This window comes from Pseudoalteromonas sp. NFXS39 (assembly GCF_040148775.1).
Taxonomy (GTDB): domain Bacteria; phylum Pseudomonadota; class Gammaproteobacteria; order Enterobacterales; family Alteromonadaceae; genus Pseudoalteromonas; species Pseudoalteromonas apostichopi.
Window position 1 is genome coordinate 43,357 of the sequence record NZ_JAGDEC010000006.1, and the last position, 13,420, is coordinate 56,776.

The 13,420-nt window shown below is 40.4% G+C and carries 11 protein-coding genes and 1 other RNA gene; 6 read left to right on the forward strand and 6 right to left on the reverse strand.

What is annotated here, in order from left to right:
* Positions 1-65 precede the first annotated feature (65 nt).
* Complete coding sequence (locus J3455_RS12230; protein WP_348708750.1) at positions 66-617, forward strand: hypothetical protein; 552 nt, start codon at positions 66-68, stop codon at positions 615-617.
* A 102-nt stretch (positions 618-719) separates the two neighbouring features.
* Here the strand turns inward: J3455_RS12230 and ssrA are convergent.
* Positions 720-1,078: a transfer-messenger RNA gene (gene ssrA, locus J3455_RS12235) on the reverse strand.
* Between the two features lie 277 nt (positions 1,079-1,355).
* Between ssrA and J3455_RS12240 the strand changes: the two genes are divergently transcribed.
* Entirely contained in the window at positions 1,356-2,981 is a 1,626-nt protein-coding gene (locus J3455_RS12240; RefSeq protein ID WP_167658338.1) for a flagellar assembly protein A, read from the forward strand.
* Here the strand turns inward: J3455_RS12240 and rnt are convergent.
* Positions 2,965-3,645, reverse strand: coding sequence for a ribonuclease T (rnt, locus tag J3455_RS12245; RefSeq protein ID WP_130051102.1), 681 nt, complete (start codon positions 3,643-3,645; stop codon positions 2,965-2,967). The two genes, J3455_RS12240 and rnt, sit on opposite strands and share 17 nt — an antisense overlap.
* A gap of 216 nt (positions 3,646-3,861) precedes the next feature.
* Between rnt and J3455_RS12250 the strand changes: the two genes are divergently transcribed.
* A complete protein-coding gene (locus J3455_RS12250) occupies positions 3,862-4,740 on the forward strand; it encodes a flagellar protein MotY (RefSeq protein WP_178927490.1) in 879 nt (292 codons plus the stop codon).
* A gap of 24 nt (positions 4,741-4,764) precedes the next feature.
* Here J3455_RS12250 and J3455_RS12255 read toward each other — a convergent pair whose 3' ends face one another.
* On the reverse strand, positions 4,765-5,670 hold the full coding sequence (locus tag J3455_RS12255) for a DMT family transporter (protein ID WP_178927182.1): 906 nt from the start codon (positions 5,668-5,670) through the stop codon (positions 4,765-4,767).
* Positions 5,671-6,075: 405 nt separating this feature from the next.
* Between J3455_RS12255 and J3455_RS12260 the strand changes: the two genes are divergently transcribed.
* A complete protein-coding gene (locus J3455_RS12260) occupies positions 6,076-7,278 on the forward strand; it encodes an aromatic amino acid transport family protein (RefSeq protein ID WP_167658340.1) in 1,203 nt (400 codons plus the stop codon).
* A gap of 63 nt (positions 7,279-7,341) precedes the next feature.
* Here J3455_RS12260 and ggt read toward each other — a convergent pair whose 3' ends face one another.
* On the reverse strand, positions 7,342-9,000 hold the full coding sequence (gene ggt, locus J3455_RS12265) for a gamma-glutamyltransferase (protein ID WP_130051099.1): 1,659 nt from the start codon (positions 8,998-9,000) through the stop codon (positions 7,342-7,344).
* 61 nt (positions 9,001-9,061) lie between these two features.
* The gene (locus tag J3455_RS12270) at positions 9,062-9,622 is read right to left on the reverse strand and encodes a GNAT family N-acetyltransferase (protein ID WP_130051098.1); all 561 of its coding nucleotides are present in this window, start codon (positions 9,620-9,622) and stop codon (positions 9,062-9,064) included.
* A 49-nt stretch (positions 9,623-9,671) separates the two neighbouring features.
* Between J3455_RS12270 and J3455_RS12275 the strand changes: the two genes are divergently transcribed.
* Positions 9,672-10,040 carry a hypothetical protein gene (locus J3455_RS12275; protein WP_130051097.1) on the forward strand — a complete coding sequence of 123 codons (369 nt, stop codon included), beginning with the start codon at positions 9,672-9,674 and terminating at the stop codon, positions 10,038-10,040.
* A 39-nt stretch (positions 10,041-10,079) separates the two neighbouring features.
* Here the strand turns inward: J3455_RS12275 and J3455_RS12280 are convergent, their stop codons facing one another.
* The gene (locus tag J3455_RS12280) at positions 10,080-12,302 is read right to left on the reverse strand and encodes a TonB-dependent receptor (protein WP_167658343.1); all 2,223 of its coding nucleotides are present in this window, start codon (positions 12,300-12,302) and stop codon (positions 10,080-10,082) included.
* A 523-nt stretch (positions 12,303-12,825) separates the two neighbouring features.
* Between J3455_RS12280 and J3455_RS12285 the strand changes: the two genes are divergently transcribed.
* Entirely contained in the window at positions 12,826-13,419 is a 594-nt protein-coding gene (locus J3455_RS12285; RefSeq protein ID WP_205987928.1) for a helix-turn-helix transcriptional regulator, read from the forward strand.
* Position 13,420 lies beyond the last annotated feature (1 nt).

Below are 13,420 nucleotides of genomic sequence, written 5' to 3' on the forward strand. Positions count from 1 at the left end.
TCACTTATTTTTAAGTTACTTCACAACATAAGTTGCAAACTTCTTACTATTTAAAGGAGTATATAGTGGACAAGAAAAATAAAGTTTGGAATAGCCTCGAAATAGCAAAACTAATTGTCGGAATTGCCATGCCAATTTCCATAGCTTCTTTTGGTTTAATAACTAACATGACACTACAGGATAGCAATCATAATTTTAGTTTGAATAAAATTATAATCACAAAGAGAGCAGAAATATACGAACAAATTGGCAAAAAGCTAAACAATATATATTGCTATATTGAAGAAGTGGGCGAATATAAAGATATGACTCCAGAAACAATCTTAAAAGATCGCAGAGACTTAAATAGTAAAATGCATTCACATAGAGCTTTTTGGTCACCTGAAACATTTGACTTGTACTTAAACTATATGGACAGAGAAGCTTTTGCTCTATGGCAAGGAGAAGTAACAGATGCTCGTATAAAAGATGACCCAGGACAAAAAAGATCTCTGCCCTCTTGGCAAGAAGATTGGAATAATAGATTTACAGGGATGGAAAGTCCGACTCACAAACAATCGTATGAGTTACTTTTAAACTCCATAGCAAGTGATTTAGGAATAAATAACTCTCGTTAAAATAGTCCAAAAAATCTGGTCCTTAATTTAAGCACCTTAATGGGTAATTTGATTTATAAAGACAATAAAAAAGGCCGCTCTGAGAGCAGCCTTTTTTATATTTGGTGGAGCTGGGGGGATTTGAACCCCCGTCCGAAAAGCCTCGACCTTTGGTACTACATGCTTAGTATCGTCTTTTAGTTAACCTTATACAGCTCGGACGAACACGATCTGCAGAGGCGAGGCCGCTTAGTTTTAGCCCTTCAACCCCGGCCAGGGTTTCCGTAGCGAGTCCGTGTAGGGTGACACTTCAGAACCGGGTCCACAGACATACACCGGAGAAGTGCTAGCGGGCTATTATGCCGCTAGAGCGTAGTTATCGTCGTTTGCGATTACTTTAAATTGCGGCTTTTTTACGAGGCCAACCGCACCTCGACATGCACCTCGGGCGTCTTGAATTCCGTCGAATCCTAATCAGCCCCTGAATTTGGTATCTCATTCAGAGTGTTCACGCAGTATAACTGAGTAGCCTATTCATACTCAAGGTATTAATCGGGAAATTTTTGCTAAGTGCCTTTAGATGCTGAATTTTTAAGCAAGAAAAGTCTCTTTTTATACATATTTTTACATTTAATGCATACATTATCTTAACATAGTACAAAAGTTGTGCTGAAATAGGAAACGTTGTTACCCTTCTCTAAAATAACCTGTAACAACACATAACTATAATAACAGGCAGTTTTTTACAGGGCTTTTCAGATGTCGATGTTTTCATTCGATGAACAAAGCGGCTATGTCTCTTTGTGTGAGCATCCTCGAGATGCGGGTTTTCCTACTACCAGTACTCAGTTAATTGAATTACTTGAGCAATCTCCTTATGCCAGCTACGAATATATTGATGCTAATATTGGCAAGTTGTTTATACCGAGCAGCCAATATCAAACCCAATCTTTGGTAGTTGCTAAAGCGGTTGATGCTCATCTTGAAGTTAAAGTTGATGCTAAAAACATGGTGGTTGAAGCAAATCTAACAACGGCGCGTGGCGGTCAAATTGTAAGTATGGATATGGCTCAAGAGGTACTTGCAGAAGCAGGTGTTATTAAAGGCATTAGTATGCGCGCCCTCGATACATTTTTAGGCCAACAATTTAAACAACCACCAGGCGCGCATTACAGCGCAATAGTAGCCCATGGCAGAATGCCCAAAGAAGGCACTGATGCTAAATTCGTTCGTTTATGCTCAACAGCACAAGACCGCGTACTGAGCCCACAAGCTACCTCTGGCGGTAAAGTCGATATGCGTAATTTGGGTGCCATTATTACCGTTAAACCTGGCACACCATTGATGCAAAGAGTTGCTGCAACACCCGGTGAAGATGGCTTTACGGTATTTGGTGATGTAATGCCTGCAAAACCCGGTAAAGACTTCCCCCTTGAGCCATTCGAAGGGACGCGTATTGATCCAAATAATAGTGATATGCTGATTGCCGATGCTAAGGGTGTGCCTGTTGCCCTACCCCGCGGTATGCGAGTTGATGATGTATTGTGTTTTCATCATGTTGATGTAAGTACTGGTCATGTGGAGTTTGATGGCAGTGTCATTATCAGTGGTGATGTAAAAGATGGAATGCGAGTTAAAGCCACGGGTGATATCACTGTATTAGGTTTTGTTGAATCAGCCACAATTGAGAGTAAGAGTGAAGTCACCGTTATGCTAGGGGCTGTTGGTAGAAAACGTGAGAACGTCGAAAACTTTACTTGCAACATAACGGCTTCGCGCACTATTTCTGTTGGTTATGCTCAGTACTGCCATATAAAAACAGAGCAAGATTTATTCATCGAGCGCCAAGCCTTACATTGTGATTTAAGCGCTCGCCGCCTAATTCGTGTTGGCAAAGCCAACAATCCGCGAGGCAAAATTATTGGGGGTAATATTTTAGATGCCATGCGAATTGAAACTGGCGAGCTCGGGGCACCATCAGGTACTAAAACACGAGTATTCATTGCTCAGTACTGGCATGATTTACGCCAGAAGCAGCAACAAATTAATGATTTTGAAAAGTTATTAGCAACGAAAGCAGCTGCTTTACAACAAGCGCGAAAAAAAGCCAATAAAATATCAGACCCAGCCCAGCGTGCTCATTATATTAATAAGATCACAGCCAGCGAGCAGCAGATTAAAATAAAATCGGCAAATACAAAGAAAAAGAAACACTTAGTCAAAACTAAGATTGCCCGCTTATTAGCAACAAGTCGTTTAAAAGTGAATGAATTAATGCATCCTGGGGTGGAACTTAAGATTGCGCAAGAGAGTAAACAGTTTTCACGTATTTACCCTCCTAACATGGTGCGGTTTTTTGAAGGAAAGATCACTCAGTCGTTTTAGCGGCTGAGTCTTGCTCTTCTTCTGTTGCTTCAGTTTCAGGCAATGGCCAACCACCTAGTTGTTGCCAGCGGTTTACAATTAAACAAAACAATTCTGCTGTGCGCTCGGTATCATAAAGTGCTGAGTGAGCTTGTTTATTGTCAAACTCAATACCGGCAGTTCTACACGCTTTGGCTAAAACAGTTTGACCTAATGCAAGCCCCGCAAGTGATGTGGTATCAAAGCTAACAAATGGATGAAATGGCGTACGTTTAATTTTACAACGCTCAATTGCTGCATTTAAAAAGCCATGATCAAACGCTGCATTATGGGCCACTACAACTGAACGCTGACAACCTGCTGCTTTTTGTGCCTTACGCACTACTTTGCAGATTTCTTTAATCGCCTCTTCCTCAGGTACAGCGCCACGAAGTGCAGAGAAAGGGTCAATACCATTAAACTCAATGGCTGCTTGTTCGATATTAGCGCCTTCAAATGGCTCAACATGAAAATGCACAGTATGATCAATACTTAACACGCCATCGTCATCCATTTTAAGTACAGATGCAGCAATTTCTAATAACGCATCGGTCTCTTTGTTAAAACCTGCGGTTTCAACATCAATCACAACAGGAAAAAAGCCACGAAAGCGTTTTGCGAAAAGAGTTTGTTCAGTATTTTCCATAGTCTTCTTGGTTTGCCAGTGTAAGCTGGCTATTATGTCAAAAACCACGGCTACTCTGCTAGAGTAAATAGTGTGAAATCGCAGATTCTTACTTAGCTTTTAGGCACATTACTTGCTTTAAAATAATCAGCTAGCCCAGTGTTTAGTGTTCTTATGCTATTAAACACAAAAATTGCCAATTATTTGGCATTGATGATTTGTTGGAGAATTACCGTGATGAAGCTTTCATTACTTCCTTTAAGCCTAGGCCTATTAACCTCAGTTGCAAGTATAAATGCGCATGCAGCCATGCGTGAATATACCGCTAATGCTGATATGTCGAACTGGCAAATGGTTAAAACATCTCGCTTAGAATGCCAATTAAATCATGAAGTTCCTTACTATGGTGAAGCAATTTTCAGCACCACTGCCAGTAAAAATAAAGACGTAAACTTTAACCTTGATATGGTCGTACGCCCAGACAACTACAGTATTGCAGGTCTAAAAGCTGTACCTCCTAGTTGGCGTGCAGGAATGCCTGCTCGCGACTTGGCGAATATGAAGCTATTACGTAAGTTTGATGGCGAGCTTGGCAATAAAACCGCTTGGGAAATGCTTACCGAACTTGAAAAAGGTTATCAACCTACATTTTATTACCAAGACTGGCAAAACAGTGCCGATAAAATTGCCGTTGGCTTATCGAGTGTTAACTTTAAACAAGCATATTGGGCGTTTTTACAATGCCGAGATGCTATGCTGCCATACAGCTTTGAGGATATTTCGTTCACAATCATGAATTATGAACCTAATACCAGCAAGCTAACTAAATCATCGCAAAAACGCTTGGATAAAATTGGCGAGTACTTAAAGTACGACACCAACATTGAATCTATTTCAATATCATCTTACACCGATAGCTACGGTGGTCGCTGGAACAACCTAGAGCTATCGAAAAAACGCGCGAAGGCCATTAAAGATTACATTGTTAGTTTAGGGATTGATGAAAGCAAAGTAGATACCGATGGTTACGGTGAAAAGCGCCATGTCGCCAGCAATGACAACATTTTAGACCGAAACAAAAACCGTCGTTTAGTCATTCAAATTGCAAAAATGTAGTAGCCGCCGTAGCGGCTACTTGCCTTAACTCATTTCTACCGACTTCACGCGTTTAAAGCGCTTTAGCCACTTATCCCCAAACTGAAAAAACGCTAGGCTAACCATAATGATTGTCGCGCCAACAATCAGTGCTTGGTCAATTGGTTCAGCGTTAAGCAAACCACCAATCGCGATTGCAAAACTTGGCGTGATCAAAGTTGTTAACGCTACTGTGCTGGCGTTCAACTTTTGCAAGACATGAAAATAAGCCAGCGCACCTATTAATGAACCAAACACGCCTAAGTAAACAATTGAGTACAGTGACTTTGCACTCCATACTTGGCTATTTAGTTGACCATCTACAAGCAACCAAGTAATAAAAAACAGTGGGGTTACAAATACCAAAGCACCAAATGTTGTAGCCATTGGGTGAATGGCTATTCTTACTCGCTTGATCATCACACCACTTAAGCTAAAAAAGCACACTGCCATAAACACATATAACAGGCCACTTAACTGCTCTACTCCACCTTGAATATGGCGTTGGCTCACTAAAAACAAACCAATTAAGGCACAGCCAAGTGCGCTAAGCTTAATGGCACTAAACTTAGGCTCGTTCAGAATCTTTTGCGCAAGTAAGCCCGATAAAATCGGTGCAAGGCCAAACATCAATGATATTAAGCCTGAAGGCACAGTTTTAGCAGCCATGTAGCTTAATAACATACCACCAAAAATACCTATGCTTGAATAGCCATAAAGGAATAAAGCACGCCGATGCCAAGGTACTCGAATGTTGGCTACAGCAACGACAAACGAAGCCAACACCAGCCCCACCAGCATGCGTAAAAACACAGCCAGGGTTGGTGCTACCGTTTCACTACTCCAAACAATACCCAGTGGTGTTGTTGACCAAATCACCACCATTAAAAAATATGAGGCTTTAACAGGCACAAGCTTATTCCTTTAAAAAGGCGAAAAAAGCGGAAGAGAATTTAAAAGGGAAATAACCAACCGCTTAGAACGCGGTTAGTAATACTTACTTAATTAACCGCAGCACATAACAGACCACACGACTGACGAAGTCAGGCGCATACAATTGTTTGTTGGTCGTTGGTTTAGCTGCATCATGGTATTTAAAAAGTAAGTTGAAGAAGTTTAAGAATCCGCCTAAATGGTGATTTTGTCAACACTAATACTCATGCTATTTGGCAAAAAGTGCTTTGCTGATTTCAACAGCCTGTTTGCACATGTAAATCATAGGTTACATTTAATTTCTTTGATTTATAACAAAACTATTTAAGTTTTGTTAAACAAGTTATATCTTGCTTGCCTCTCACGAAGTTTAAGGGTCATAAAGTGCTTAAAAATAAAACAATAGGTAGCATGTTAATTGTTGCTGGCACCACCATAGGTGCAGGGATGCTGGCATTGCCTATAGCCTCTGCTGGGCTTGGTTTCACAACAGCGTTATCACTCATCTTTTTAACTTGGGTTTTAATGACCTACACAGCATTACTGATGCTAGAGCTACATCAATATGCCGACAGAGATGCAACCCTCAATACGTTAGCTAAATCATGGTTAGGCAAACGTGGGCAATGGGTGGCAAACTTTTCAGTAATGTTTTTGTTTTACGCATTATGCGCCGCGTATATCGCAGGTGGCGGCGCACAATTACAAGAAAAGCTCAACAATGGTTTATCGCTTTCTTTAGCGCCACAAGTTGGCTCGGTTATTCTGGCTATTGTGATTGGTACTGTGGTGACACTCGGTACCAGCAAAGTTGATAAGCTTAACCGCGTACTGTTCACGATTAAAGTGTGTGTATTAGCCAGCTTATTTTACATGCTGACGCCTTATGTGCATGGCCAACACTTACTTGAAATGCCGATTGAACAAGGTCTGATTTTATCTGCAATCCCGGTGGTGTTTACCTCGTTTGGTTTTCATGGCTCTATTCCGTCGATTGTGAAATACGTTGGTTTAGATATTAAAACACTTCGTAAAGTGATGGTGGCAGGCGCAGCACTGCCTTTAGTGATTTATATTTTTTGGCAATTACTAAGCCAAGGTATGATGAGTCAAAGCGATTTACTTCAAAGCCAAGGTTTACCTGGGTTTGTTAGCAGTGTCGCTAGCATTGCTCACAGCCCACATGTTGCCACTGCTGTGAACATTTTTGCTGATTTAGCATTAGCTACGTCTTTCTTAGGGGTAAGTTTAGGTTTATTCGACTTTTTTGCTGATGCATTTAAAAAAGGTAATGGCAGTAAAGATCGAATCAAAACCGCCTTGATCACCTTTATTCCACCACTAGGCTTTGCGCTATTCTATCCACAAGGGTTTATCATGGCACTTGGCTACGCCGCCATTGCACTGGTTATCTTAGCGGTGTTTTTACCGGTTGCTATGGTCTATAAGCAACGAAGCAGCAAACCTGATGCGGGTTACCAAGTTAAAGGCGGTAATATTGGTTTAGCACTCGCCGCCCTGTTTGGTGTGCTTATTATTAGTGCTCAAGGTTTACAAATGGCGGGGCTTATTCCAGCTATTGGTTAAACAGCTCATCAAATCGAAAAAAGCACCCTCGGGTGCTTTTTTTGTGTCTGGTTTAAAGTTTAATTAAAACACCATCGCCTTACCACGGCCAGATGCTTCAGATGCCGCATCTAATTTACCGTCTTTATTGATGATTACATGCATATCACCAAAATGGCGTTCATCAAGTGTATAACCCATTTTCTCTAGGGCTTTAACAACCTTTGGTTCAAGACCTGTGTGGTATCTAATCACATTTTTAGGCCATAACTGGTGATGAAAGCGTGGGCTGTCTACCACTTGCTCTGCAGTCATATCAAATTCAACCGCATTTAAAATAGACTCATACACAGAGCTAATTATCGTGGTGCCACCCGGAGAGCCAGTAACCATTTTTACTTTATTATCCTGAAGTAAAATTGTTGGTGTCATTGAGCTTAACATACGTTTATGAGGTTGAATTTCGTTAGCTTTGCCTCCAATTGCACCAAATACATTCATCACACCTGGTTTGGCACTGAAGTCGTCCATTTCATCATTCAAAATAAAACCAGCGCCCGATACAACCACACCACTACCAAAGCTAAGGTTTATCGTCGTGGTATTAGCGACTGCATTGCCCCATTTATCAATAATGGAAAAATGCGTTGTTTGCTCGCTTTCATACAAACCTGGTTTGATATTCTCGGTTGTTGAAATGACATCTGGGCGAATTGTACTTGCTCGTTTAGCAAGGTAATCATCTGCAAGTAGAGCTGTTTTTGGCACTTCATAAAAATCTGGGTCACCTAAATATTCAGCTCTATCAGCAAACACGCGTTTACCTACTTCAGCCAAAATATGTACATACGCTGTAGAGTTGTGTTCAAGATTTTCCTTTGGTTTTGCAAGGTCATACATTTTTAGCCACTGTAAAATAGCAATACCACCAGAACTTGGCGGTGGCGATGTGAGCACTTCGTAACCGCGCCAATTGCCTTTGATTGGTGTACGTGATTTAGCTTGATAGGCTTTTAAGTCTTGCTCGTTAATAATACCGCCATGTTGCTTCATAAAATCAGCAATGATCTTTGCAGTCTCACCTTCATAAAAGCCAGCCTTACCTTGATCACGAATACGTTTCAGTGTGGCGGCAAGTTCCGGCTGCTTGAATACCTTGTTTGCTTTGGCATCAGCAAAGTAATCTGCAAAGTTAATGTTGACCGACTTGTTAGCCATGCGCTTAATGTAACGCTCAATGCTGGCGGCTAATTTGGGATGTACCACAAAACCTTGTTCTGCTAACTTAACTGCAGGCTCTAGCAAAGTTTTCCACTCTAAACTGCCGTGCTTTTGATGTGCAAGCCACATACCAGCAACGCTTCCCGGAACACCGCTTGCGTGAATACCGTATACCGACATGTTGTCAATAACATCGCCTTTATCATCAAGGTACATATCGCGATGAGCTGCAGCAGGTGCTGTTTCGCGGTAATCAATAAAATCACCTGTGCCATCTTTTTGGATCAGCATAAAGCCACCACCACCTATATTACCTGCTTCAGGCAGGGTGACAGCTAATACAAATTGTGCAGCTATTGCAGCATCAACAGCGTTACCGCCCTGCTCTAAAATAGCACGTGCAGTATCACTGCTGTAACTATCTGGCATAGCGACAGCTGCTTGCTTTGCAAAGCTTAACGGATGAAAGAATATCGCGGTAACGATGAATAGATGTGCCGCGTATTTGACTAAATTTGCCATGGTACTTCCTTTTTCTTGATGTTATTTTGACCATTTAGACATGTGTAACCCTTAAGGTCAATTAGTTACGATTAACTTGCCCAAGCTGCTCTTTAAAACACGAATAAAGTACAGCTGGTATGTCGCCATGCTCATCATTATGCATATAATCCTTTACATGAGTTAGACCCAACTTTTCCATCACTTTTATAGACCCTACATTTTCTTTCAATGCAGTCGCTGAAAGCGATTTAACTACAGGGTCCTGACACACCGTATGCGCAACAGCTAGTGCTGCCTCAGATGCATATCCCTTGCCCCAGCTCATTTGCTTAAAGCGCCAACCAATTTCTAAATCACTGAAATCAGGCTGTTCAAAGAAACCCATGGGCCTTACCAATACCCAACCGATAAAGGTATCGCTGTCGTTAATATTTACTTGCCATAGCCCCCACCCTTTTTGCTCATTTCGATAAGCATTCATACGAGGAATAAATACCTCTTTGATTGTCTCCATACTGCTTACTTTGCCACGAGTTAAATATTTCATTACCTCAGGGTCGTTATCGAGTTCATAAAGTAGATCGGCATCATTTTCATCCATTAACCGAAAACTTAATCGTGCTGTTCTAGCTATATTCATTTTTTATTGCTTATACTGCTTAATAGTTGATTAACCATTAGAGAAAAATATGAACAAATTAGCAAGCTTAGTTTTATTTGGCTGTATTGCCTTAACGGGTTGTGATGATGCAGAGCAAGCCAAAAAAGATGCCAACGAAGCAAAAGATGAAGTAAAGCAGGCGCTAACCGATGCTTGGAGCGATGTAAAAGACGCCACCAATGAGTTTAACGACGACTCGCTGCAAGAGTTACTCGAAGAGAGTAAAAAGATGGGCTTGAGCATGTATGACGACGGTAAAGAAATTGCCTTAGATGCATGGATTGAAAGCAAAGAAGCTGCTGGTGAGCTTTCTGAAAAAACCAAGCAAAAAGCAAAGGAACTTGCTGAAGAATTGAGAGAAGCACGCGAAAAACGCGAGCAAGAGAAAAATAATTAAAAAGAAGGGCAAGTATTTACTTGCCCTTTTTTGTATCAATTAAAGCTCAAATTCTTTTTTGAATTTTAAGCCAAATTCACTGCGGTCATTGCTGCGCATTACACCAACAAAACCAGATTGTTGTAAACGACCCACATCGTATACTTCGTTTAACACGTTCTCACCGTAAAGAGTTACTTCAAAGTCACCATTCGGGTTTAAGTAAGAGATATTAAAACCTACTAATTCACGAGAATCAATGTGTTCACTTTGGTTGTAAACTGATTGGCCTTGCATATCGCTACGGTATGAGTAGTTAGCGTTTACAGCAACTGTGCCACCGTTACTTAAATCAATGAAATAAGAAGGTGCGACCATAACAGTCCAGCGTGGTGTGAGTGCTGGTGAATCACCTTTACCAATACCTAATACACCGTCATCAACTTCTGTAATTTCTGAATCTAGGTAACCAATTGCGCTGCGTAGAGTAAAGTCATCAGTGAATGCGATAGTTGTCTCAAGCTCAATACCTTGTGCTTTAGACTCTCCGGCATTTTCTACGATAGTAACAAAGCCGCCACCTGCAGTTGGATCTGAGAATGGTAATGCAAGGTCTGTGTAGTCAGTAACAAACACAGCAAGCATCATAGATACGTCTTCATGTATCTGACCTTTAAGACCTAGCTCATAGTTAATCGCTTTTGTTTCATCGAAAGAAACAAATTGATCAGGGCCACCAAATGGACGCGGTGGGAAACCACCTGTTTGATAACCTTTTTGGATTTGGCCATACACGTTCATGTTATTGCTAAGCTGGTACGATGCATTTAAATCCCATGTTACTGCATCAAAATCTGCACTTACATATTTACGTGCCGCAAAGGTTGGGAACAAAGCATCGGCTTCTTTTTTATCTTTCGAATAACGTAGACCACCACCTACAGTTAAATCGTCGCTTAGATCATAACTTGCATTAATATAAGCCGCGTATGAGTTAGTCTCTTGATTAATATCAAAGTAACCGTAATCACCAAACGACGCTGTAGTACCATCATTCAGAAAGCCATCTGGTGTATTAAACGGGCTAAATACAAACGGACCAGAGCTTGTGAAACCATCTTCATTAAAGAAGTATAAGCCAGATACAAAATCCATATTATCAAAACTACCGTTTAATTGGATTTCGAATGAATATTGATCTGCGCCGCCTTCTTCAGGGAATTCAGATAAGTTAAGAGCAACAGCGTCATCATCCAGACCACCTTCATACTCTGAGCTACGGTAGCTGGTAATGAACTTAGCTGTGTAAGTATTATTTATATCCCAATCAGCTGTTAAAGATGACCCCCAGCCTGAGTAGGCTGTCGACTCAATACCCGCTACCGTTGATGCTAAGTCATCAGGATCGCTTGGTAACATATCTTCTGTTAGCAATGGAAAATCACCATTGAATGGGTCATTCGGATCCAGTGGCGCGGTTAATTCAATTGTATATGGCGATTGGCCTGACTCATTATCAACACCATCAACAGAGAACACAAAAGATAAATCGCTGCTTGCTTGCCATTTAAGCGCCATACGACCGCTTAGTTCTTGCTCTTCACCGATTTCTTTTTCTGGGTTAGCAAGGTTAATCGCTTCACCTACACCATCGCGTTGCTTATAAGACACGCTTGCAGACATGCTTACAGTGTCGGTAAGGCTGTTATTAAAGTAAACGTCACCGGCTAAACGACCACGGCTACCTACTTTTGCCGTTGTCGTTACAATGCCTTCGTCACCAGGTTGCTTAGTAATAATATTTACTGCACCACCTAACGTGTTACGACCATACAAGGTACCTTGTGGACCACGTAATACCTCTACCCGCTCAACATTTGGTAATGATAAGTTTGAGCCCATTTGACGACCTAGGTAAACACCATCTAAGTAAACACCTACACCCGGATCAGTTGTGATCACGTGGTCTTGTAAACCAATACCACGAATAAATACAGATGCATGGGCCGCATTACCTACACCATAACGAGTGATGTTTAGGTTAGGTACGTATTTACCAATGTCTTCTAGGTTGCTCATGTTCGCTTTATCAATCAGGTTTTCGCCGATTGATGTCACTGCAGTTGGCGACTCAAAAATGCTTTCTGTACGCTTACGCGCTGTTACTTCGATTTTTTCGAAAGCATCTTGTTTAGCAGTGGTTTTTTCTTGCTCAGCAAAAGCTGAAGTAGATAATGCAGCAACAATAGCTACAGTTAACTGTGAGAGGTGACGTAATTTCAATTAAAACTCCAAAGGATACCGTGTGTGTGTATTTTTACCCGTAAATTTCAGGCATAAAAAAAGACGCTTAGGTATAAGCATCTTTCCTCTGGAGGGGTATTATATGTCAGTTTTGTGAAAATATGTATATTTTTTTTAATTTTTATCAAAAATTGTATAAATAAACCACATTAACATCTCATTTCAGAATTATAAGTCATCGCAGTCTTTGCAAATAGTAAATAAAAATAAATGTTTAGTTTTGTTTTAGTTCAAGAACCTAACTCCGTAACACAATTTAAATGAACAAACATGAAGCAACCTTTACTAATATTCATATAAATAACGACAATTTTCAGAAATTTCTCGCCTTGTAGGAGGTACTTTCTTCAGCTAATGTTTAATTAAATACTCCTAAGCAATCAAAAGCTAACTAAACATTAATTTGCTCAACATTTTCCTATGTTGGCATTCCATTATTTAAAAGTAATAATCAGGAACACAAATTACTTGTTATCATTTAGCGGTAGTTATTGACGTGAATATGGATTTTCTAATTAATAAAAACGCGGATGATTCTGTATCATCTGTTTTAATTCATCCTTACTGTGTTGCAAGCGATGATAAAACTCTACTACTCAATTACGACTCTTTAGACACTTTGACTAATCGTGAATTAATAAGTGAGTTTATGAAAGCTCATGGATATCATCATCTAGTTATTTTTAACATGCCCCATAGAGCTGACGTTCTATCTCTTAAAGACTGGCCAAAATTGAAAGGGCTATTTTATAAAAACACCAAAACAGATATTTTTGAACAAGGACTGCAAGAAATTAAAAAGGGTTCGCTGTGGTTTCCAAGAACAGTCAGTGATAAATGGATGAGAGAAATGCTGGAAACTGAGCAAAAAAATCAAATCCGATCAAATAACTTAACGTTTAAAGAATCTAAAGTACTTCATTTGCTCTCCTCTGGCGCAACATGCCATCAAATAGCTGATACGTTGTTCATTAGTGAAGCAACTGTTCGAGTTCACCTGCACAAGATATACCAAAAGATTAATGTTAAAAATAAACAAAAAGCTCTGCAGTGGTGCAAGAGAAATATTAATAAGATCAATAAACTTGCAGGCTAAT

Excerpts from the sequence above, each read along its gene's own strand:
- J3455_RS12240 (WP_167658338.1), top strand. The coding sequence starts at position 1,356 with ATGTCGATGTTTTCATTCGATGAACAAAGCGGCTATGTCTCTTTGTGT.
- rnt (WP_130051102.1), bottom strand. The coding sequence starts at position 3,645 with ATGGAAAATACTGAACAAACTCTTTTCGCAAAACGCTTTCGTGGCTTT.
- J3455_RS12250 (WP_178927490.1), top strand. The coding sequence starts at position 3,862 with ATGAAGCTTTCATTACTTCCTTTAAGCCTAGGCCTATTAACCTCAGTT.
- ggt (WP_130051099.1), bottom strand. The coding sequence starts at position 9,000 with ATGGCAAATTTAGTCAAATACGCGGCACATCTATTCATCGTTACCGCG.
- J3455_RS12270 (WP_130051098.1), bottom strand. The coding sequence starts at position 9,622 with ATGAATATAGCTAGAACAGCACGATTAAGTTTTCGGTTAATGGATGAA.
- J3455_RS12275 (WP_130051097.1), top strand. The coding sequence starts at position 9,672 with ATGAACAAATTAGCAAGCTTAGTTTTATTTGGCTGTATTGCCTTAACG.
- J3455_RS12285 (WP_205987928.1), top strand. The coding sequence starts at position 12,826 with ATGGATTTTCTAATTAATAAAAACGCGGATGATTCTGTATCATCTGTT.